This window comes from Kitasatospora sp. NPDC051853, from assembly GCF_044452665.1.
GTDB lineage: Bacteria > Actinomycetota > Actinomycetes > Streptomycetales > Streptomycetaceae > Kitasatospora.
This window is the reverse complement of the sequence record NZ_JBITBY010000009.1, coordinates 238872-259226: the sequence shown is the minus strand read 5'-3', so window position 1 is coordinate 259226 and position 20355 is coordinate 238872. Positions and strand designations below refer to the sequence as shown.

Below are 20355 nucleotides of genomic sequence, written 5' to 3'. Positions count from 1 at the left end.
CGGGCGGCCCCGCGCCCTCCCCCCGGGTGCCCGCCGCCCCCCGGGGGGGGCCCGCCCGGGGGGGGGGGGGGCCGTGGGGGGGGCGGGGGGGGCCGGGGGGGGCCCCCGGGGCCCCCCCCGGCTCAGCTCGCCAACCGCTCGGCGTCCGCGAGCAGTTCGACCACCCGCAGGCCGAAGGCCGCGTCGCACGGGTGCGCGGTGCCGTCCGCCGCCGAGCGCAGCAGCGCCGAGACCGAGCGGGCGTACGCCTCCTGCGGGCTCTCGTGGCGCTCGGGCATCAGGAAGCGCCCGGCCTCGCCGCGCAGTTCCAGGACCACGCCCTCCACCGCGCCCGCGACCGGCATGGTCAGACTGAGCGTCAGGTTGCTCAGGGCCCCGGAGGCGTGACGGATCACCAGGTGGACGGCGTCCAGCGGGCCGGCCGAGGCGGAGACCACCTCGCCGTCGCCCAGGACCGGCAGCAGCACCGAGAGGGCGTGCGGGCCGACGTCCCAGAGGGCGCCCTTCTCGCGCCGCCAGGGCGAGTCCGCGTACGGGCTGCCGCTGCCGGGGGCGAAGACCGAGCCGAACCACTCGGCCCGGGCGGTGAACCAGCCGTCGCGGGCGCCCTGTTCGGTGAGCCAGGCGGCGATGTCGGGGTGGTAGCGCAGGGTGAAGAAGACCACCGAGGCGACCTCGGCGCGCTCGGTGGCCTCGACCACCGCGCGCGCCTGGTCCACCGTCAGGGCGACGGGCTTGTCCAGCAGCAGGTGCTTGCCGGCCTCGGCGGCCCGCACCGCGTACTCGGCCTGGACGGCCGGCGGCAGCGCGATGGAGACCGCGTCCACCGAGGCGAGCAGTTCGTCGACGTCCTCGAAGACCGGGACGCCGTACGGCTGCGCCAGCTCGGCCGCCGCCGAGGGGCGCCGCCCCCAGACGCCGGCGAACTCCACCTCGGGGTGGGAGGCCAGGGCCGGGGCGTGCACCCGCTGGGCCCACGGCCCGGTGCCGAGCAGTCCGATCCGCACGGCGGTCACCGCTCGACCCGGATCAGGGTGAAGCCGTCGTAGCCCTTGACGCCGACGGTCTGCACGGAGGTGGCGGTGACCCGGGGTTCGGCGGCCAGCTGCTCGTGCAGGCGGCGGGTGCCGAGGACGGCCGGGTCGGTGGAGTCGGCGTCGGCCACGGCGCCGCCGCGCACCACGTTGTCCACCACGATCAGGGTGCCGGGGTGGGAGTGGTCGACGGCCCAGGCGACGTAGTCGGGGTTACTGACCTTGTCGGCGTCGATGAAGAAGAAGTCGAAGGGCTCGACGCCCTCGGCCGCGAGCTCGGCCAGGGTGTCGGCGGCCCGGCCGAGGCGGACCTCCACCCGCTCGGCCAGTCCGGCCCGTTCGAGGTTGCCGCGGGCCACCTCGGCGTGCGCCGGGTCGATCTCCAGGGTGAGCATCCGGCCGTCCTCGGGCAGCGCCCGGCCGAGCCAGATCGCGCTGTAGCCGCCGAGGGTGCCGACCTCCAGGATCCGCTTCGCCCCGATCGAGCGGGCGAACAGCTGGAGCATCCGGCCCTGGTTCGGCGCCACCGCGATCGGCGGCAGCCCGGCCGCGTCGGCGGCGGCCTGGGCCGCCGTCAGCTCCGGGTCGTCACCGATCAGGGTCCCGCTGAAGTACTCGTCCACCCTGGTCCACTGGTCCTGGCCCACCGGGGGTCCTCCTAGGTCGTCGACTGATCATCAGCCTAGTACGAGCGGGAGTCAGTCCACGATCAACAGCCGGGCCCCGGCGGGGGCGCTGGAGCGGTGTGCCTCGCGGTCGTCGGCGACCTGGTAGCTGGACCCGGCGCCGGTGGTGACCACCCGTCCGTCGTCCAGGGTGGTCACCAGTTCGCCGTCCAGCACGAAGAGCACGTGGCCCTTGCGGCACCAGTGGTCGGCCACGTACCCGGGGGTGTAGTCCACCCGCCGCACCCGGACGGTCCCGAAGGTCCGGGTACGCCAGAGCGCCACCCCGGTCTCACCGGGGTGGCGCTCCACGGGGACCTCGTCCCAGTCCGTCGCGGTGAAGTCGAATCCGGTCATCTCCATCGCGCCATGCTAGGACGGCTGCCCTGACGGTCAGTCAGCGGCCCCAGCCGGCTGCGTCTCCGGGGCCGGCGCGGGAGTGCCGCCGCTGGTCTCGGGGTGGGCGGCGCGGTTCTTGGCGGCGCGGCGCTTGAGGATCAGGGCGGAGAGGCCACCGCCCAGGGCGGCCACGATCAGGCCGACCCAGGAGAAGGACTTCAGCCAGTGCTCGGCGACCTTGCCGACGGTGTAGATCAGCCAGGTGGTGCCGCCGGCCCAGACGATGCCGCCGAGCACGTTGGCGATCAGGAACTTCCAGTACGGCATCTTCAGCGCACCGGCCAGCGGCCCGGCGAAGATCCGCAGGAGGGCGATGAAGCGGCCGAAGAAGACCGCCCACATGCCCCACTTCTGGAACGAGCGCTCGGCGGTGGCCAGGTGGTCCGGCCCGAAGTGCTTGGGGAACCGCCTCCCCACCTTCTCGAACAGCGGCTTGCCGCCCCTGCGGCCGATCGAGTAGCCGATCGAGTCGCCGACGATGGCGCCGACGATCGCGCAGATCGCCACGCCCCAGGGGTTGACCACACCACTGGCGGCCAGCACCGAGGCCGTCACCAGGGCGATCTCGCCGGGCAGCGGGATGCCCAGGCTCTCCAACAGGATGATCACTCCGACCACCGCGTAGACCGCGTTGGGCGGCACGCTCTCCAGCCATACGTCAAGGTGCAAGGTCGGTATCCCTCCGTGGGCGGGCAGCACCCCGTGGGCGGTGCCGAAGAAAGTCGTGGGCAGCCTAACCCGGCCCGTCCCCCCGGTACTCCCACGTACGGAGGCCCGCCGCGGTTCCCGCCCGTGGCGACCGATGCCCCCGCCCGGGCGTCAGCCCCGCCGCAGCAGCTCCGGCAGGCCGACCGAGCCGACGATCCGGGCCCGACGGTCCGGCAGGTCCAGCGCCAGCACCCGGAACAGCCAGGCGTGCCGGGCGGCCAGCGGCACCGTCCGCGGATCGCGCAGCAGCTCCCGGCCGCCGACCGCCCAGGGCATCGGCGGCACCCGGTACCCGGCCCGCCGGGAGACGCCCCGCAGGGTGGCCCGGCTGAACCAGTGCGGGATCGAGTCGAAGACCAGCGTCCCGCCCGGGAAGCGCTCGGCGCAGCGGTCGAAGAGCCCGCCCACCTCGCCGGGCCGCAGGTACATCAGCAGGCCCTGGGCGACGATCATCACGCCGTGCTCCGGGTCCACCTCGTCCAGCCAGGCCGGGTCGGTGACCGAGCAGGCCAGCAGCCGCTGGCGCGGGCCGGGCGGGAGCAGCCGGGCACGCAGCTCGACCGCCTCCGGCAGGTCGACCGAGAGCCAGCTGGCCCGGCCGTTGTCGACCCGCCAGTACTGGGTCTCCAGTCCGTCGCCGAGGCAGACCACGGTGCCGCGCGGGCTGCGCCGCAGGAAGTCGGCCACCTCGCCGTCGACCAGCTCGACCCGGTGGCGCTGCATCCGGCTGCCCAGGCCCCGGCCGCTGCCGAAGCGCTCGGCGAAGGGGAAGTCCAGCCGCTCGGTGAGTTCCACGGCCTTGGGGTCGTGGAAGGTGGTGCCGGGCTGACGGGCCGCCACCGCGCGGTGGTGGAGGGTCCACAGCGCGGTCTCCGGGATCGCGGAGAGCTGTTCCATCTCCTCAGGGTGCCCCATGGACCCCGCGGGGGCGGGCCGACACCACGGGTGGCTGACGGCCGGTCAGCCGCGTCCCCCGCCGCTCAGCCGATGCTGAACGCCCCCTCCGGCGGGGGCGGCGAGTCGGTGGCGTCGGCGTCCGTGACCGGGGCGGTGCGGCCGACCAGCTCCGTCAGCTCGTCCTCGGGGCAGAGCCGGGCCGGGAAGACGTCGGCGGCCAGCCGCCGGGTCAGTTCGGCCTCGGGCAGCGGCCGGTCGGAGCCGATCAGCAGGACGTTCCCGTACCGGCGGCCGCGCAGCACGGACGGCTCGGCCGCCAGGCAGACGTGCGGGAAGACCGCGCGCAGGGTGGCGGCCTGGGCCTTGGCGAAGGCCAGCGGCGGGCCGTCGGCGAGGTTGGCGGCGTAGCAGCCGCCGGGGGCGAGCACGGCGGCGGCCAGCCGGACGAACTCGACCGAGGTGAGCCGGGCGGGGGTGCGGGAGCCGTGGAAGACGTCGGCCACCACCACGTCGGCCGAGCCGGGCGCGGCCGCGGCGAGCGCCTCGCGGGCGTCGCCGACGGTCACCTCGACCGAGGCGGGCCAGGGCAGCTGACTGCCGATCAGCTCCACCAGCGGGCCGTCCACCTCCACCACCCGCTGCACCGAGCCGGGCCGGGTGGCGGCCAGGTAGCGCGGCAGGGTGAGCGCGCCGCCGCCCAGGTGCAGGGCGGTGACCGGCTGTCCGGCGGGGGCCAGGGCGTCCAGCAGGTGGGCGATCCGCTGGGTGTACTCGAACTCCAGGTGGGCCGGGTCGGCGAGGTCCACGTAGGACTGCGGGGTGCCGTCCAGGGTGAGCAGCCAGCCCTGCTCGTGGTCGAGGTCGGGCATCAGCTTGGCCCGGCCCAGGTCGGTGACCCGCTCGACCGGCAGCCGGTCCTCTGCCTCCTCCTGGGCTTCCACCGTGCTCACGCCCGCACCGCGTCGGCCGGGAGGTACGCGGCCAGCCAGCGGTCCAGCTCGGCGAAGACCTGGGTGCGGGCGGCCTCGCCGGAGAGCACCAGGTCGTGCATGCCGTCCGCGATCCGCACGGTGGTGACGTGCCGTCCGAGGCGGGGGGCCAGCGCGGAGATGTCGTCGGCGCGCAGCACCGCGTCGCTGCGGTGCAGGGCCGGGTCCCAGCGGGTGGTGGAGACGGAGGCGGTGGAGGCCATCAGCAGCACGGGGCAGTCGACCCGGAGGCCGGCCCGGACGGCGCGGTGGCCGCGCTGGATGGCGGCCAGCCAGCCGGCGTAGAGCGGGAAGCCCTCGGCGGGCTTGAGGGTGAGGTCGAAGTCCCAGCTGCCGCGGTGGTCGCGGTGCAGGCTGTGCACGTAGTGCGGGTTGAGCGAGCTGGGCAGCTTGCGGGTGGCGGCGGCCCGGCCGACGGCGTCGATCAGCGGGGCGCCGAGGGTGCGCACGGCGGGGGCGGCGGGCATGGAGAGGAAGGGACTGTTGAGGAAGAGCCCGTCCACCACACCGCGCCCGGCCCGCCGGGAGGCCCACAGCGCGGTGATCAGGCCGCCGGTGGAGTGGCCGTTGACCAGCAGCTGGGTGTGGCCGTCCTGCTCCCGGACGATCCGGACCGCCGCGTCCAGCTCCTCGTCGTAGGCGGCCAGGTCGGTGATGAAGTTGGGCGACTGGTGCGGGCGCAGCGAGCGGCCGTACTTGCGCAGGTCGAGCGCGTAGAAGGAGTACCCGAGGGCGGCGAAGTGGTCGGCCAGGTGGGTCTGGAAGAAGTAGTCCACGTAGCCGTGCACGTACAGCACCGCGCGGCGCGAGCCGGGCAGCAGCCGGCGGACCAGGGTGGCGCTGACGGCGCCCTCCTCGTCGGCGGCCAGCGGCAGCTCGGCCGCCTCGTACGGGGCACCCAGCAAGGTGTCGGTCCGGAACTCCACGTCGTACCCGCTCCTGATCGGCCGTCGGATCTACTCGTCGTCGACCTTAGCCCCTCCGGCAATCGGGGAGCGGCGTCGCGACGCCGGGGCACGCACCTCGCCGGCTTCTCCTCAGTCGCCGATGCTCCGCATGGACTCCCTCGTCGGCGCCGCCGAGCCACGCACCCCACCGCCGCTCCTTCACCCACCCCCCGATTGCCGGAGGGGCTGAGCGCCCCGGTGGCGTTGGCCGACGGTGCCCCGGAGGACCGACACGATGCCGAGCCCGGCGGCGCAGACCGGGACGGCGAGCAGGGCGCCGAGGATGCCGGCGATCCCGGAGCCGGCCACCACGGCGATCATGATGGTGGCGGGGTGGAGTTCGACGGTGCGGCTCTGGATGACCGGTTGGAGCACGTTGCCCTCGATCATCTGGACCGCGAGCACCACGCCGAGGGTCCAGATCGCGGTGCCCAGTCCGCCGTCGGCGAGGGCCACCAGGACGGCCACGGTGCCGGAGAGGAAGGCGCCGACGAAGGGGATGTAGGCGCCCATGAAGACCAGCGCGCCGAGGCCGGGGGCGCCCGGGACGCCGAGGAACACCAGGCCGATGGTGATGAAGGTGGCGTCGATCAGGGCGATCAGGGTGGTGCCGCGCATGAAGCCGGCCATCGCGGTGAAGGCCTGCTGCCCGCAGGCGATCACCATCTCGGCCTGACGCTCCGGCAGCACGCCCCGCACCGCGTCCCCGGTCCGGTGGCCGTCCCGGAGGAAGAAGAAGACCAGGGCCAGCGCCAGCACCCCGCCGGTGACCAGCTGGGTGAGCACGCCGATGCCGGAGAGCACCCCGTTGGCCAGCTGCCCCACCACTGAGCTGCCGGAGCCGGCCGCCGAGGAGAGCCCGGACTGGATCTTCTCCCCGGTCGGGCCGAGCCAGTCGGCGATCCGCTGGCCGGTCTCGCGGAGCGAGGCGGCGATCTGCGGGGCGCTGTGCACCAGGGAGTTGGTGAGCAGGGTGAGCACCGCGGCGACCACCAGCACCAGGAGCGCGCAGGTGAGGGCGGCGGCCAGGCCGCGCTTGACGCCGTGCCGCACCAGCCAGGGCATGACCGGGTAGAGCAGCGCGGTGGCCAGCAGGGAGAGGATCACCGGGATGGTGGCGGCGCGCAGCGCCACCAGGGCGTAGACCACCAGGGCGGCGACGGTGATGAAGAGGACCACCGCCACCGACCAGGCGGCGGCCGCCCGGACGGTCGGCGGGAGCATCAGGTGGGGCGGCCGACCGTCCTCCGGCGGCCGCTGCGCCTCCGTGCCGGGCTCCACTGCCATGCCGCCGCCTCCTGCCAGCCGTGCCTGATCCGTCCATCTGATCACAGGATCTGACGGAATGTCCGGATCAGTGGGCGGCTACCGCGCGCCGTCCACCACCCTGCGCAACAGTGCGATGCGGTTGCTGGTCACGGAGGCCACCCCGAGCGCCAGCAGCCGGGTCATGGTCCGGCGGCGGTCGGCGGTCCAGGTGCTGACGGCCAGTCCGCCGTCGGCGGCGGCCCGGACGTAGTCGGCGTCCAGCAGGCCGAACGGCGGGTTGAGGTAGCGCGGGCGCAGGTCGGCCAGCAGGGCGGCGGCGGGCTGCTGCGGCAGCTTCCAGGTCAGCGCCAGCTCGGCGTCCGCGTCCAGGGCGCGGACGGCCAGCATCGCGGAGGCCGGCCCGCACCAGCCGGTGGACTGCTCGGCGCCGAGCTCGCGCACCACGGCGTGCGCGGCGGCGGCCGGGCCCGGGTCGTCCAGGTCGAGCAGCAGACGGGCGTCCGGGTAGGCGGCGGCCGCCTTCAGCGCCTCGGCCAGGGTCGGCACCCGCAGGCCGGGGCGGCCGACCTCCTCCAGCTGGGCGAGGGTGAGCGAGCCGACGGCACGCTGGTCCTCCCAGAGCCGGCGCAGCGTCAGGTCGTGCAGCAGCACCGGGACGCGGTCACGGGTGAGCTGGACGTCCACCTCCACCGCGTCGGCCCCGGCGGCGAAGGCCGACTCGACCGAGGGCAGGGTGTTCTCGCGGAACCGGTACGGGTCGCCCCGGTGGGCGACGGCGAGCGCGCGGGCCTGCGTGCGGGCCATCAGCCGCGCTCCACCACGACGTTGGTGGACTTGATCACCGCGGTGGCCCGTGCTCCGGGCACCAGCTGGAGCTCCTCGGCGGACTCCCGGCTGATCAGCGAGACCACCCGGAACGGACCGGCCTGGATCTCCACCTGCGCGGCCACGTCACCGAGCAGCACCTCGGTCACGATGCCGGGGAAGCGGTTGCGCGCGGAGGACGGGCGACCCTCCGCCTCGGCGTTCTCCGGCTTGGCCAACTCCCGGGCGAAGGCCGCGAGTTCGGCACCGCCGATGATCCGGTGGCCGTGCTCGTCCCGCTCCGCCGCCACCCGCCCGGCGTCCACCCAGCGGCGCACCGTGTCGGTGCTGACGCCGAGCAGCGCGGCGGCCTCGCCGATGCGGTAGGGGTGGACCGGCCGGTCGGCCATGCGGGGCTCCTGACGCGAGGGTGGCTGTACCGGGATCATCCTGCCGCATCCGGGGCGGCGTCAGGTAACGGCCAGTCAGGGTTTTACCGGGCTTAAACTGGACAGAACGGACCATAGACACCGACCCGGAACACCCCTGAGGAGCAGCAGAGCATGGCACCCGAGCCCGTCCCGTTCGCCTTCATAGCCGAGGCGGAGCGCTACCAGAGCAACGTCACCCCGCCGGAGCCCGAGCCGCGCTCGGTCCGCCGGGTGCTCGGCGGCCTGCTGGTGACGGTCGTGGTGGTCGCGGGTCTGCTCGCCGCCGTCGCGCTCGGCATGCCGGCGCTGCGCTCCCCCGCCACCTGACGCCCTGCCGGGCCCTTCGCAGTCCCCACCCCTGCCGCCCGGCCCGCCCGCGCTGATCCGCCGTCAGACCGGAGCCCCCGTCAGGGCTCGCCGAAGAAGTCCCGGCGGACCGCGTCCCCGGCGGTGAGCACCGCACCCGCGAGGACGGCGCCGCCTCCGGCCGTGCCCGGCCGCACCTCGGTGGAGAACGGGCAGAGCCCGGCCAGCCTCCGTTCCACCAGCGCGGCCAGCTCCGCCCCGCCGGCCCGGCCCAGCTCGCCGCCGAGCACCACGCAGCCCGGGTCCAGCACCACGCAGACGGCCGCCACGCCGATCGCGATCCGCTCGGCCAGCTCGGTCAGGAAGGCCGTCTCGGCGGGGCCGTCCGCCTCGACGGCAGCCCGCAGCACCCCCTCGGCCTGCTCGACCGGTCCGCCCGGAGGCACCGTCAGCCCGTGTGCGAGGGCCAGCTCGCAGACCGCGCGGCTGCTGACCGTCGAGTCGAAGCCGTTGTCGCAGCCGTCGGCAGTCGGCAGTCCGCCGGTGCCGGGCACCGGCAGGAAGCCGATCTCGCCGGTGCCGCCCGAGGCGCCGCGGCGCAGCCTGCCGCCGAGCACCACCGAGGCGCCGGTGCCGTGGCCCAGCCAGAACAGCACGAAGTCCTCCCGCCCCTGGGCGGCGCCGATCCGGTGCTCGGCGATCCCGGCGAGGTTGACCTCGTTCTCCAGCAGCACCTCGGTCTCCGGCTGGGCGCGCAGTCCGGCCAGCAGTTCGGCGTGCCAGCGCGGCAGTTGACCGGAGTTGTGCAGCTCCCCGGTGGCCGGGTCCACCACCCCGGGGGCACCGACCGCGACGGTGTGCAGCCGCCGCACCCCGGCCCCGGCGCAGGCCTGCGCCAGGGCCTCGATCGTGCGGCCGGTCAGGTCCGTGCCGTGCTCCGGCCCGGCTGGCACCTCGGCGGTGGCCACCGTACGACCCGTCAGGTCCGCCACCACCAGGGTCACCCCGGTCGCCCGGACGTCGATCCCGGCCAGGTGCGCACGGTCGGCGACCAGGGCGTAGAGGCGGGCGTTGGGCCCGCGCCGCTGCTCGCCGCTCTCGCCGGCCACGGTGACCAGGCCGGCGCGCTGGAGCCGTTCCAGCAGATCGGCGACGGTCGGCCGGGAGAGGCCGGTCAGACCGCGCAGCTCGGTGGCGGTGAGCGGCCCCTGGGCCAGCAGCAGGTCGAGCGCCAGGCGGTCGTTGATGGCGCGGGCGGTGCTCGGCGTGGCCGTGCGCGCGATGGTCATGGGACGGCATCCTTCCAGAGCTATCTATCAGGGTCCCTTCCTGATAGCTTATCGCCCTGCCACCACCACTCGTTCCACCCACTCGTCCCGCCCGTTCCGCCCGTCGATCCGTTCAGTCCGTCAGCCCGAAGGGGGAGGTCTCATGATGGAGACCATGGAGTCCGGCCAGCAGGTCCGCCGCGCCAGGGTGCGGATCGCCCTGGTCTTCGCCGTGCACGGCGCCGTCACCGGCAGCTTCGTCAGCCGCATCCCGTGGCTCCAGGACCACCTCGACCTGAGCCCCGGTCAGCTCGGCCTGGCACTGGTCGCCCCGGCCGTCGGCGCCTCGCTGGCCATGCCGCTCGCGGGCCGCTTCGTCCACCGCTACGGAGCGCTGGCGGCCGTCCGCTGGCTGCTGGTGCTCTGGTGCCTCTCGTTGAGCCTGCCCGCGCTGGCACTCAACCTGCCGACACTCTTCCTCGCCCTGCTGGTGTACGGCGCCACCTCCGGCATGTCGGACGTGGCGATGAACGCCCAGGGCGTGGAGGTGGAGCAGCGCTACGGACGCTCCATCATGTCCGGCCTGCACGGCATGTGGAGCGCCGGCGGCCTGCTCGCCTCCGGCTTCGGCGTGCTGGCGGCGCACCAGCAGTTCGACGCCCGGATCCAACTGGCGCTCACCGCGCTGGTCCTGGCGACGGCCGGCTACGCGGTCTGCGGCGGACTGCTGGACGTCCGCCCCGTCCCCGGCACCGAGGAGCCGCCGCGCTTCGCGCTGCCGCCGCGTTCGGCGCTGGCGATCGGGCTGGTCGGCTTCTGCGCGGTCTTCGCCGAGGGCGCCTCGATGGACTGGAGCGGGGTCTACCTGCGGGACGTCACCGGCGCCTCCCCCAGTGTGGCGGCCGCCTGCTACACCGCCTTCGCCGCGACCATGACGGTGGCCCGGCTGCTCGGCGACCTGCTGGTCCAGCGCCTCGGGGCGGTCCGCTCGGTCCGGGTCGGCGGGTCGCTGGCCACGGCCGGCGGGCTGCTGGTGATCGCCACCGACTCGGCCTGGGCCGCCATCCCGGGCTTCGCCCTGATCGGGATCGGCATCGCGGTGGTGGTCCCGCTGGCCTTCGCCGCGGCGGGCCGCACCGGCGGTGACCCGAGCCGCTCCATCGCGGGCGTCGCCACCATCACCTACACCTCCGGGCTGGTCGCCCCGGCGATCGTCGGCGGCATCGCCCAGGCCAGCTCGCTGACCGTCTCCTTCACCGTGGTCACCGTGCTCACGGCCGCGATGGTGCTCGGCGCGGGGGCCCTGCGCCAGGACCGGTCGGCCGGCGAGGCGGCCGACCGCACGGTGGACGAAGGCGTCACCACCCACTGAGCACGAGGACGAGTCGGCCCCTCCCGGATGCAGCCAGGAGGGGCCGACGGCTCTTGGGGGCGGAGCTGAGGTCTACCGACGGGCCGCGAGCAGCAGGCCGCTCGACCAGTCGAGCCGGACGGTACGGAAGTCCGCCCGGGCCTCCAGTGCTGCGAGCAGCCCGTCCACCGCCTGCTGGTGACCGTCCGGCCAGTTCGGCTGCGGCAGCAGGTCGTCGATCAGGTAGAGGCCGCCGGGCGCGACCAGCTGGAGTGCGCGGTCGAGGTGGGTGAACTTGCCGGGCCAGGTGTCGGCGAACACCAGGTCGAACGGCGGCCCCTGGTACTCCGTCAGCCACGCCCCGCCGTCGCCACGGACGAAGGAGACCCGGCCGTCGGCCCCGAACTGCTCCTCGGCCACCGCCTGCACCTCCCCGTCCAGCTCCACCGTCACCAGGCGCGCCTCCCGGTCCATCCCGTCCAGCAGCCAGGCAGTGCCCTCGCCGACGCCGGTGCCGAGCTCCAGCAGCCGTCCGCCGGGTCGCGCGGCGGCGAGGGCTGCCAGCAGCGCACCGGTCCGCTCGTCGCAGGACATCGTGAATCCGGCGCGGCCGGCGGCGGTCCGCAGCGCGGACAGGCTCAGGGGCAAGTGCTTCGGTTCGTCGTCCATCCGGTGATGATCGCGAACCGGTCCGCCCGGGGCAAGTGCCTCACGGCATCCGGCGGTCCAGGCGCAGGCGCTCGCCGTCGCCCGCCCGGATCGGGCAGTCCGGCATCGGACACCCGCACTCGCCGAAGGACAGTGCGGCGCCGGAGACGTACTCGGCCCGGTCGAAGTCACGGCGGCTGCCGTACTCGCCCCGGACCTGCACCCGCTCGGCCACCCGCTCCGTCAACTCACCCATCGCCGACCTCCGTTGTCGCGCACTGCCTCGTTGTCCTGCCGACCGGGAAGTCGATCGACTAGCTTGGTAACAGGATCGACACGGAGAGCTACCAAGGCCAGAGGTGACGGTCCAACAACCGATCCGACAGACCGGGGGACCGTCCACAGATGCCCAGTCCGCGTGAGCTCGACCCGTCCGAATCCATGCTGGCGCTCTTCGGTTCGGAGCTGCGCGACCACCGCACCAAGGCCCGGCTCAGCCAGGAGGGCCTCGGTGATCTCCTCGGCTACACCGGCTCGTTGATCGGCCAGATCGAGACCGGACGCCGCACCCCGACCCGGGAGTTCGCCGAACGGGTGGACGCCACCCTCGACGCGGCGGGGATCTTCTCGAAGCTCTGGCCGCACGTCACCCGCGGCCAGTTCCCCAGCTTCTTCAAGTCGTACGCCGAACTGGAGCCGCGGGCCTGCCAGATGCTGGAGTACGGCGGGGACCTGATCCCCGGGCTCGGTCAGACCGAGGGGTACATGCGTGCAGTATTCGAAGCCGGACTGCCCTTGGCCCGACCGGAACTGATCGAAGAGAAGGTCGCCGCGCGCCTCGGACGACAGCAACTGCTCACGGGTCCAACACGTCCGCTGTTGTGGTGGCTTCTTTCGGAAAATGCCATTCGCCGACCGGTGGGCGGTTTTGACACGATGGCTGATCAGTTGGCGAAGCTGGTTGGCCTGGTCCGGTCAAGAATGGTGGTGATCCAGGTACTGGAGACGTCCCGTGGGGCGCATGCGTTGCTGGAGGGTTCGATGACGCTAATGTCCTTCACCGACGGCACCCCGGACACGGGGTACGTCGAGGCGCCGCATACCGGTGTGCTGGTCGAAAACCCCGACAGGGTAAGGGAGTTGAGACTCTCCTATGACCTGGCGCGGGCCGACGCACTGTCACCGGAAGCGTCGCTGAACCTCGTTGAAAAGGTAGCTAAGGAGCACCAACACCATGCTGACGAACAGCGAGCTGAACCGAGCTGACTGGCAGTCGTCGAGCTACAGCGGGGCGTCCGGCGGCAACTGCGTGCAGCCGGCCCTCAACCTCTCCGCTGCGCACGGCGTCGTCCCGGTCCGCGACTCCAAGGACCCGCAGGGCCCGCACCTGGAGTTCGGCACCGCAGCTTGGGCCGCGTTCGCCACCTGGGCCGCAGGCTTCGAGGTCTGATCCAGGCCTCCGCCCAATCCCCCCACACCGATCCGCCCCCTGGTCCCGGCCGTCGATCCGGACGACGGCCCGGCTACCCTCGGGGCCATGAACCACGCAGCTCCGCCCGCCCTCCGCAACCCCGTCGGCGCCCACGTACCGGTGGCCGGCCGCGGACTGGTCGGCACCGGGCTGGCGTACGCGGAGCGGGTCGGCGCCGAGGCCGTACAGGTCTTCGTCGCCAACCCGCGCGGCTGGGCCACGCCGGCAGGCGACCCGGCCCGCGACGAGGAGTTCAGGGCGGCGTGCACGGAGTCCGGCATCCCGGCCTACGTGCACGCGCCCTACCTGATCAACTTCGGCTCGGACAGCACCGCGACCCGGGAGCGCTCGGCCGACTCCCTGCGCCACTCGCTGAGCCGGGGCCACCGCATCGGTGCCCTCGGCGTGGTGGTGCACACCGGATCCGCCGTCGGACAGGAGCCGGGCGGCGGCTCCCGGTACGCGGCCGCGATGCGCCAGGTGCGCGAGGACGTCCGGCCCCTGCTGGACGAGCTCGACGCGCTCGGCGAGGACGCGCCGTGGCTGCTGCTGGAGCCCACCGCCGGGCAGGGCAGCTCGCTCTGCTCCCGGATGGAGGACCTGGCCGCCTACGTCGAGGCACTGGACCACCACCCCAAGGTGGGGGTGTGCCTCGACACCTGCCACGCCTTCGCCGCCGGGCACGACCTGGCCGATCCCGAGGGCGTGGCGAAGACGCTCGACGCGCTCACCGCCGCGGCCGGCCCCGGCCGTCTGCGGCTGGTGCACGCCAACGACTCGATGGACGTGGCCGGAGCCCGCAAGGACCGCCACCAGAACATCGGCGCGGGGCACATCGGCGCGGCCGCCTTCGCGGCCCTGCTGGCCCACCCCGCCACCGAGGGCGTCCCGTTCGTGATCGAGACCCCGGACGGACGCCACGACCCGGCCCGGGTGGAGGGTGCTCGGCACGCCGCCGACATCGCCCTGCTCAAATCCCTGCGGAACCCACATCCCCTCGGAATCAATCAGTCTGACGATCAGTCAAACCACTCCAACGAGTGAGACTCGGCCCCCGCCGCCGGGGTAGGTCCCGGGCGACCGACGGCCCGGAAGGGGCCGGGGAGGGGAACCCGAATGACCACGCGCACCGTGCTCGACCAGAAGCTCGACCGTTCGTTCGACATGCTGGACACCGACCAGGACGGGCACATCCGCGAAGAGGACCTGATCTCGCTGGCCTCGCGCCTCAGCTCCGCCTTCGACAGCCACTCGATCAGCGTGGTGGCCCGCCTGGAGGGCGCCTTCGCCGCCCTCTGGGACATCGACCTCATCCCGATGGACACCGCCCACAAGGGCTCCATCGACCGCGAGGAGTGGCGGGCCGGGGTCCGCAAGGCCGTCGCCACCGACCGGGCGGGATTCCTCGGCCGGATGAACACCATGCTCCGGGCCTGGCTGGAGCTCTGCGACACCGACGACGACGGGTGGCTGAGCCGCGAGCAGTTCATCACCATGTACGGCCGCACGCTGGGCCTGAGGCAGGAGAAGCTCGAGGTCGCCTTCACCATGCTCGACACCGACGGGGACGGGGCGATCAGCCTCAACCAGGTCTGCCACGCCGTCGAGGAGTACTACACCAGCGAGGAGCCGGACACCCCGGGGAACTGGCTCTTCGGCCCGCTCCGCTGACCCCCGTCGCGCCGCGGTGCGGGGGCACCACGGCGCGACCACGGCCCCCCCTCACTCCGAACGGTAGCGACGGCTCGCACTGGTCCAGGCGTAGACCCCGTCCACCAGCTGCCTGGTCCCCTCCAGGTACCAGCGGGCGCCCGGGTGACGCAGCGCCAGCCCGCTGCGCAGCAGCTCGCTCTCGGCCCGCAGCCCCGCCGTCCGGTCCGCCACCACCCGCCGGGCGGTCTCCCGGCTCAGCCCGAACTCCCGGCGCAGCAGCGTGACGGTGTTGAACCCGCTGCCCTGCCTCTCCTCCCGCTCCAGCGAGAACAGGTCGTTGATCAGCGTCGCCGCGTCGGCGGTGTGCGCGCGCAGCCGCCGCCAGTCCGCCCGCAGGCAGAGCCCGCGCGGCAGTTCGCGGTCGGCCACCCGCTCCAGCAGGTTCATGAACGGGTAGAGGCAGCTGGCGTGACGGCGCATCAGCACAGCCGGCAGCCCGCCGGGCAGGGTGCCCCGGCTGCGGTGCTCGGTCTCGGTGACGAAGGTGCGCAGGCAGTCCGCCCAGTCCCGGGCGGCGCGGCGGCGCCAGCGGCCGCTGCGCCCCAGGCACTGCCGGTACCAGAGCTCGGTCCAGGCCCCGAGCAGCGCGTCGCCCCGGTCCGCCGGGGGCACCAGCGGCACCCGCGGCCGGCCGGCCGCCCTGGTGGCGGCGATCAGGCGGCCGGTGAACTCCGCGGCGCTGGGCGGGTGGTGGCCGATCGGCCCGTCGAAGTGGTCGTCCAGCAGGGTGAACCAGCCGAGCACGTCCAGCAGCAGCCGGCGCTCCTGGACGGGCGCGCCGGGGTAGCTGAGGTCGATCAGCTCCGGGAGGCCGTAGGCGCGGTAGCGGTCCAGACCGTGGCGACGCAGCAGGCCGTGCCGGAGCAGCCAGTCCTGGTGCCGGGTGTCCTCGTGGGTGCGGGTGTCGAGCGCGGAGTTCACCGGCGCCCCGCCGGGGCGGTGCGGTGGGCCGGTTTCTCGAAGGCGGCCTTCTCGGCGGTGGTCCTCTCGGCATCGGCCCCCTCGACTGCGGCCTTCTCGGCGGTGGTCCCCGCGACGGCGGCCCTCTCGGCGGCGGGGGTCCTCTCGGCGGCGGGGGCCGGGAGCAGCCGGGCCCCCGCCAGGCGCTCGGGCTTGAGCCGCACCCCCTGGGCCTGCACGGTCGTCCACACCACCTCGCGGGCCCTGGCCCCGGCCACCGGCCGGAGCCGCCAGGTGCGCAGCAGGGTGACCGCCACCACCGCCAGCTCCATCCAGGCGAAGGCCTCGCCGATGCAGCGGTGCTTGCCGGCCCCGAAGGGGAGGAAGGCGTGCCGTTCGGTGGAGAGCGGCCGGTCGGGGTCGAAGAGCAGCGGGTCGGTGTGGCGGGCCGGGTCGCGGTGCAGCGCGGTGAGGCTGTAGAGGAGTTCGGCCCCGGCGGGGACGGTGTAGGGGCCGAGCCGGACCTGTTCGGCGGCGGTGCGCATCAGGAAGGCGTTGGGGGCGTGCAGCCGCAGCACCTCGCGCAGCACCCGCCGCAGGTAGGGCATCCGTTCGATCGCCTGGGTGCTCAACTCCTCGCCGGGGCCGAGCTGCTGGTCGATCTCGGCGAGCAGTTCGCGGTGCACCGCGGGGTGGTCGAGCAGTTCCTGGCAGAGCCAGGTGAGGGTGGTGGAGACGGTCTCGGTGCCGGCGCCGAACATGGCGATGGCCTCGGAGCGCACCGCGTGCTCGTCCAGGCGGCGGCCGGTGGCCGGGTCGGTGGCGGTGCGCAGCAGCGCGAGCAGGGGGCCGGCCTCGTCCTCGCCCGGAGTGCGGACGGCCTGGTCGACCACCCGGTTGAGCACCCGGACGGCGGCGGCGAAACGGCGGTTGACCGGGAGCGGGAGGCGGGCCAGCGCGGGGTGCGGCCAGAGCGACTGGAGGATCTGACCCTTCACCAGTTCGGGCAGGGCGCGGTGGAAGGCGCCGGTGTGCCCGGGGTGCAGCCCGGCGCCGAACAGGGTGCCGGTGACGATCTCCAGCGCGAGGTGGTTCATCTCGCGGGCCACGTCCACGGTGCGGCCGGGCTGCCAGCCGCCGATCCGCTCCCGGGCCAGGCGCTCCACCAGCGGGACGTACCCGGCCACCCGCTCGGCGGTGAAGGCGGGTTGGAGCGAGCGGCGGCGGTCGCGGTGGGCGGTGCCCTCGCTCATCAGCAGGCCGTCGCCGAAGGCGTCCCGCAGGGTCTGCTGCACGGCGCCGCGCGGGCAGGAGCGGGCCAGCGGGGTGAGCAGGGTGTGCACCAGGGCGGGGCTGGTGACCACGTGGACGGTGCGCGGCCCGAGGCCGATCCGGACCACCTCGCCGGCCCGGGAGAGCGAGCCGAGGAAGCCCAGCGGGTCACGGAGCAGGGCGGGGGCGTGGCCCAGTCCGGGGAGTCTTCCCGGTGCGAAGGGGACGGGTGGCACGGACATGCGGATCGCCTCGCTCTCGGGAAGGGCCTCAGGCAGGGGCCTCAGGTGGGGACGGCCGCCCACTCTCCGCCCGAGGGAGAATTCGACACAAATCACCCTCCACCCGAAGAGATGACCGCCCCGCCCGTGACCTCCCCGGCCCGGCTCTCCTCCGCCACCCCCCGCTCCGGCCACCCAGCGCACACCTGCGTGTCCCAACGAGGCATCCGGCCCGCGAAAAAGCTGACCATAGGTCACCGGCTCGGCCCACTCGCCCCGTTCGTCCGGCTTCACCCGTCCGCCCGCCGTCCTGCCACCGTTCGGCCTCCCCTCCCTCCCCCGCCCCCGGTCTGGGATGGTGGTGTGCGGCAGGCACGTCCCCCGACCGGAAGAGGCAGCACGGACATGGACATCGAGTCGCTCCGCCGGGACACCCCGGGCTGTGCCCACAAGGCGCACCTCAACAACGCCGGGGCCGCCCTGATGTCCCGCCGGACACTGGACGCCGTCACCTCTCACCTGGAGCTGGAGGCCACCATCGGCGGCTACGAGGCCGCGGCCGCCGCCCACGACCGGATCGAGCACACCTACGACGCGCTGGTCGGCCTGATCGGCGCCGACCGCGACGAGATCGCCTTCACCGAGAACGCCACCCGCGCCTGGGACATGGCCTTCTACGGCCTGCGCTTCGCCCCGGGCGACCGCATCCTCACCGCCCGGGCCGAGTACGCCTCCAACGCCATCGCCTTCCTGCAGACCGCCCGCCGCCACGGGGTGAGCGTCGAGACCGTCCCGGACGACGAGCACGGGCAGCTCGACGTGGAGGCGCTGCGCGCGATGACGGACGAGCGGGTGCGCCTGATCGCGGTCACCCACGTGCCCACCCAGAGCGGCCTGGTCAACCCGGCCGCCGAGATCGGCAAGGTGGCCCGGGAGTTCGGCGTCACCTACCTGCTGGACGCCTGCCAGTCGGTCGGCCAGCTCCCGGTGGACGTCGCCGAGATCGGCTGCGACCTGCTGACCGCGACCGGCCGCAAGTTCCTGCGCGGCCCGCGCGGCACCGGGTTCCTCTACGCCTCGCGCCGCCTGACGGAGCGTCTGGAGCCGCCCTTCCTGGACCTGCACGCGGCCACCTGGACCGGCCCGGACGCGTACGAGGTCCGTCCGGACGCCCGCCGCTTCGAGACCTGGGAGACCTTCTACGCCGGCAAGATCGGCCTCGGCGTCGCGGTGGACACCGCCCTCGCCCTCGGCCCGGACGCCATCGAACGCCGCGTCACCACCCTGGCCGCCCGCCTCCGCGAGGGCCTGGCAGCCCTCCCCGGCGTCCACGTCCACGACCGGGGGCTGCGCCTGTCCGGCATCGTCAGCTTCACCGTCGACGGCCACGACTCCCCCGCCGTCGCCGACCTGCTCCGCTCCCGCGACGTGAACGTCTCGGTCTCCCACGCCACCAGCGCCCAGTGGGACCTGGGCGCCCGCGGCCTGCCCACGGTGGTCCGGGCCTCCGTCCACTACTACAACACCGAGGAGGAGCTCTCCCGCCTGCTCGACGCCCTCCCCCTGCCCACCGTCTGACCACCGCTTCCGGGTTACCCTCACCGGGTGACAGTCCTCGCACGCCTGGCCCGCTCCCCCCGCCTCCGGCTCGGGGCACTGCTCGCCGTGCTCGCGGCGGCGGCCGGGTCCCTGCTGCTCTGGAGTCCGACCGAACTGCTGGAGGGCGGGGTCCCGGCCCCGCTCTTCCTGCTCGTCTACGCGGCGGCGACCGTCGCCTTCGTCCCCAAGCCCGCTCTCAACGCCGCCGCCGGCCTCTTCCTCGGCGCCGCCCAGGGCATCCCGGTCGCCGTCGCCGCCACCACCCTCGGCGCGCTGTTCGCCTTCGCCCTCGGCCGCACCCTGGGCCGCGACGCCGTCCGCCCGCTGCTGCGCGGCCGCCTCCTCACCGCGCTGGACCGCCGCCTCACCGACCAGGGCTTCCGCTCCGTCCTGCTGCTGCGCCTGATCCCCGGCATCCCCTTCCAGGGCGCCAACTACGCCGCCGCCTTCTCCGGCGTCCGCGCCCTCCCCTTCGCCGCCGCCACCGCCCTCGGCGTCGTCCCCGGCACCGCCGCCTACGTCACCGCCGGCGCCAGCGCCTCCGACCCCACCTCCCCCGCCTTCCTGATCTCCGCCTCCGCCGTCGCCCTGCTCTGCGCGGGCAGCCTCTACTCCTTCTGGCACACCTCCCGCCGCGCCCGCTCGGGCCCGGTCGCCGAGCGGCGTGAGAGCATCACCGGATGATCGACACCGAGGACCTCGCCGGACGACGCCTGCTACGGGTGACGGCCGCCCGGCAGCAGCACCCGGAGGCAGAGCCCTCCCTCCTCCACATGTGGTGGCACCTCGAAGGCCTCGGCCCCGTCCGGTTCTCCGCGCAGGGCAGGGAACTCACCCTGGAGCTCACCCTGGAGCCCGACCGGCCCGACGCCCCCCACGACACGGAGGCGTACGGGCACGCCACGGTGGAGGACGACCCGCCCGGCTTCCCCGTGACCGGCTTCGTCGGCGAGCAGATCCGCTCCGTCCGCAGGGTCCGCCACCGGTACGGCGCCGACGACTTCGCCGACGGCGTCACCGTCCGCTTCCCCATGGGCTCCGTCCGCATCCTCAACCTCGCGGGCGAGCTCGTCCTGCAGCCGTCCCCGCTCAACGCGTGGCGGCGGACGGCAGGCTCCTGAGCTTCGCCGTGGTGCCGGCCCGGGCGACGCCGTCGACCGCCGTGCAGATGCCGAAGACGCGGTCGTAGCCGGTCCAGCCGTTCACCCGGCCGCGGTTGTTGCTGATCTGCACTCGCTTCCGCGTCCGGTCGAGCGCCGAGACCAGGTGCACGTACACCGTCCCCGCGACCCGGGCCAGCACGATGTCGCCCACCTCGACCAGGGCCGGGTCGACCGGGGCGACGGTCACCAGCTGCCGACTCCGGATCAGCGGCACCATCGAGCCGCCGGTCGGCCTGAACTCCACCACTGCCCCGGCGGCCACCCGGGCCGCCACCGCGTCCAATGCACCCATCCGGCGAT

At 74.2% G+C, this 20355-nt stretch carries 25 protein-coding genes; 9 read left to right on the top strand and 16 right to left on the bottom strand.

Going from position 1 to position 20355, the window contains the following annotated elements; translation table 11 throughout:
- Positions 1 to 122 precede the first annotated feature (122 nt).
- The 10 genes from ACIA8O_RS25905 to ACIA8O_RS25860 form a co-directional block, all read right to left on the bottom strand.
- Positions 123 to 1007: a Gfo/Idh/MocA family protein gene (locus tag ACIA8O_RS25905; RefSeq protein ID WP_396296358.1), complete on the bottom strand. Its 885-nt coding sequence runs from the start codon at positions 1005 to 1007 to the stop codon at positions 123 to 125.
- A gap of 5 nt (positions 1008 to 1012) precedes the next feature.
- Positions 1013 to 1681 (bottom strand): O-methyltransferase, encoded by a 669-nt coding sequence (locus ACIA8O_RS25900; RefSeq protein WP_396296357.1) that lies wholly within the window; start codon positions 1679 to 1681, stop codon positions 1013 to 1015.
- A 51-nt stretch (positions 1682 to 1732) separates the two neighbouring features.
- Entirely contained in the window at positions 1733 to 2062 is a 330-nt protein-coding gene (locus ACIA8O_RS25895) for a DHCW motif cupin fold protein (RefSeq protein ID WP_396296356.1), read from the bottom strand.
- A 30-nt stretch (positions 2063 to 2092) separates the two neighbouring features.
- A complete protein-coding gene (locus tag ACIA8O_RS25890; protein ID WP_396296355.1) occupies positions 2093 to 2767 on the bottom strand; it encodes a DedA family protein in 675 nt (224 codons plus the stop codon).
- Positions 2768 to 2917: 150 nt separating this feature from the next.
- Positions 2918 to 3703 (bottom strand): class I SAM-dependent methyltransferase, encoded by a 786-nt coding sequence (locus ACIA8O_RS25885; RefSeq protein WP_396296354.1) that lies wholly within the window; start codon positions 3701 to 3703, stop codon positions 2918 to 2920.
- A gap of 83 nt (positions 3704 to 3786) precedes the next feature.
- Positions 3787 to 4572 (bottom strand): spermidine synthase, encoded by a 786-nt coding sequence (locus ACIA8O_RS25880; RefSeq protein ID WP_396296583.1) that lies wholly within the window; start codon positions 4570 to 4572, stop codon positions 3787 to 3789.
- 77 nt (positions 4573 to 4649) lie between these two features.
- On the bottom strand, positions 4650 to 5618 hold the full coding sequence (locus tag ACIA8O_RS25875) for an alpha/beta hydrolase (protein WP_396296353.1): 969 nt from the start codon (positions 5616 to 5618) through the stop codon (positions 4650 to 4652).
- A gap of 180 nt (positions 5619 to 5798) precedes the next feature.
- Positions 5799 to 6926 (bottom strand): AI-2E family transporter, encoded by a 1128-nt coding sequence (locus tag ACIA8O_RS25870; protein WP_396296352.1) that lies wholly within the window; start codon positions 6924 to 6926, stop codon positions 5799 to 5801.
- Positions 6927 to 7004: 78 nt separating this feature from the next.
- On the bottom strand, positions 7005 to 7712 hold the full coding sequence (locus ACIA8O_RS25865) for a glycerophosphodiester phosphodiesterase (RefSeq protein WP_396296351.1): 708 nt from the start codon (positions 7710 to 7712) through the stop codon (positions 7005 to 7007).
- Positions 7712 to 8122, bottom strand: a complete 411-nt coding sequence (locus ACIA8O_RS25860) for a molybdopterin-binding protein (protein ID WP_396296350.1) — start codon at positions 8120 to 8122, stop codon at positions 7712 to 7714. Before ACIA8O_RS25860 ends, ACIA8O_RS25865 begins: the two co-directional genes overlap by 1 nt.
- 153 nt (positions 8123 to 8275) lie before the next feature.
- On the opposite strand from ACIA8O_RS25860, the gene ACIA8O_RS25855 reads away from it, so the two are divergent.
- On the top strand, positions 8276 to 8470 hold the full coding sequence (locus ACIA8O_RS25855; protein ID WP_396296349.1) for a hypothetical protein: 195 nt from the start codon (positions 8276 to 8278) through the stop codon (positions 8468 to 8470).
- A gap of 80 nt (positions 8471 to 8550) precedes the next feature.
- On the opposite strand, the gene ACIA8O_RS25850 is transcribed toward ACIA8O_RS25855, so the two are convergent.
- Positions 8551 to 9738, bottom strand: a complete 1188-nt coding sequence (locus tag ACIA8O_RS25850) for an ROK family transcriptional regulator (RefSeq protein WP_396296348.1) — start codon at positions 9736 to 9738, stop codon at positions 8551 to 8553.
- Positions 9739 to 9883: 145 nt separating this feature from the next.
- Here ACIA8O_RS25850 and ACIA8O_RS25845 point away from each other — a divergent pair, with 145 nt between their 5' ends.
- A complete protein-coding gene (locus ACIA8O_RS25845) occupies positions 9884 to 11089 on the top strand; it encodes an MFS transporter (RefSeq protein ID WP_396296582.1) in 1206 nt (401 codons plus the stop codon).
- Between the two features lie 72 nt (positions 11090 to 11161).
- Here the strand turns inward: ACIA8O_RS25845 and ACIA8O_RS25840 are convergent, their stop codons facing one another.
- Together ACIA8O_RS25840 and ACIA8O_RS25835 are read right to left on the bottom strand one after the other, a co-directional pair.
- Complete coding sequence (locus ACIA8O_RS25840; protein ID WP_396296347.1) at positions 11162 to 11737, bottom strand: O-methyltransferase; 576 nt, start codon at positions 11735 to 11737, stop codon at positions 11162 to 11164.
- Between the two features lie 40 nt (positions 11738 to 11777).
- A complete protein-coding gene (locus ACIA8O_RS25835; protein WP_396296346.1) occupies positions 11778 to 11972 on the bottom strand; it encodes a hypothetical protein in 195 nt (64 codons plus the stop codon).
- Positions 11973 to 12121: 149 nt separating this feature from the next.
- Here ACIA8O_RS25835 and ACIA8O_RS25830 point away from each other — a divergent pair, with 149 nt between their 5' ends.
- The 4 genes from ACIA8O_RS25830 (at position 12122) to ACIA8O_RS25815 (ending at position 14858) form a co-directional block, all read left to right on the top strand.
- On the top strand, positions 12122 to 12982 hold the full coding sequence (locus tag ACIA8O_RS25830) for a Scr1 family TA system antitoxin-like transcriptional regulator (protein WP_396296345.1): 861 nt from the start codon (positions 12122 to 12124) through the stop codon (positions 12980 to 12982).
- Positions 12951 to 13166 carry a DUF397 domain-containing protein gene (locus ACIA8O_RS25825; protein WP_345285409.1) on the top strand — a complete coding sequence of 72 codons (216 nt, stop codon included), beginning with the start codon at positions 12951 to 12953 and terminating at the stop codon, positions 13164 to 13166. Before ACIA8O_RS25830 ends, ACIA8O_RS25825 begins: the two co-directional genes overlap by 32 nt.
- Before the next feature lie 87 nt (positions 13167 to 13253).
- Positions 13254 to 14231, top strand: coding sequence for a deoxyribonuclease IV (locus ACIA8O_RS25820; RefSeq protein ID WP_396296344.1), 978 nt, complete (start codon positions 13254 to 13256; stop codon positions 14229 to 14231).
- Between the two features lie 72 nt (positions 14232 to 14303).
- Complete coding sequence (locus tag ACIA8O_RS25815) at positions 14304 to 14858, top strand: EF-hand domain-containing protein (protein ID WP_396296343.1); 555 nt, start codon at positions 14304 to 14306, stop codon at positions 14856 to 14858.
- Between the two features lie 51 nt (positions 14859 to 14909).
- Here ACIA8O_RS25815 and ACIA8O_RS25810 read toward each other — a convergent pair whose 3' ends face one another.
- Together ACIA8O_RS25810 and ACIA8O_RS25805 are read right to left on the bottom strand one after the other, a co-directional pair.
- A complete protein-coding gene (locus ACIA8O_RS25810) occupies positions 14910 to 15821 on the bottom strand; it encodes a hypothetical protein (RefSeq protein ID WP_396296342.1) in 912 nt (303 codons plus the stop codon).
- Positions 15818 to 17314 carry a cytochrome P450 gene (locus ACIA8O_RS25805; RefSeq protein WP_396296341.1) on the bottom strand — a complete coding sequence of 499 codons (1497 nt, stop codon included), beginning with the start codon at positions 17312 to 17314 and terminating at the stop codon, positions 15818 to 15820. Before ACIA8O_RS25805 ends, ACIA8O_RS25810 begins: the two co-directional genes overlap by 4 nt.
- A 384-nt stretch (positions 17315 to 17698) precedes the next feature.
- Between ACIA8O_RS25805 and ACIA8O_RS25800 the strand changes: the two genes are divergently transcribed.
- The 3 genes from ACIA8O_RS25800 to ACIA8O_RS25790 are packed head-to-tail and all read left to right on the top strand — an operon-like array spanning position 17699 to position 20013.
- Positions 17699 to 18871, top strand: coding sequence for an aminotransferase class V-fold PLP-dependent enzyme (locus ACIA8O_RS25800; RefSeq protein WP_396296340.1), 1173 nt, complete (start codon positions 17699 to 17701; stop codon positions 18869 to 18871).
- A gap of 27 nt (positions 18872 to 18898) precedes the next feature.
- Positions 18899 to 19576 (top strand): TVP38/TMEM64 family protein, encoded by a 678-nt coding sequence (locus tag ACIA8O_RS25795; RefSeq protein ID WP_396296339.1) that lies wholly within the window; start codon positions 18899 to 18901, stop codon positions 19574 to 19576.
- A complete protein-coding gene (locus ACIA8O_RS25790) occupies positions 19573 to 20013 on the top strand; it encodes a hypothetical protein (protein ID WP_396296338.1) in 441 nt (146 codons plus the stop codon). Before ACIA8O_RS25795 ends, ACIA8O_RS25790 begins: the two co-directional genes overlap by 4 nt.
- On the opposite strand, the gene ACIA8O_RS25785 is transcribed toward ACIA8O_RS25790, so the two are convergent.
- The gene (locus ACIA8O_RS25785) at positions 19982 to 20347 is read right to left on the bottom strand and encodes a S26 family signal peptidase (protein ID WP_396296337.1); all 366 of its coding nucleotides are present in this window, start codon (positions 20345 to 20347) and stop codon (positions 19982 to 19984) included. The genes ACIA8O_RS25790 and ACIA8O_RS25785 overlap by 32 nt on opposite strands.
- Between the last annotated feature and the right edge of the window lie 8 nt (positions 20348 to 20355).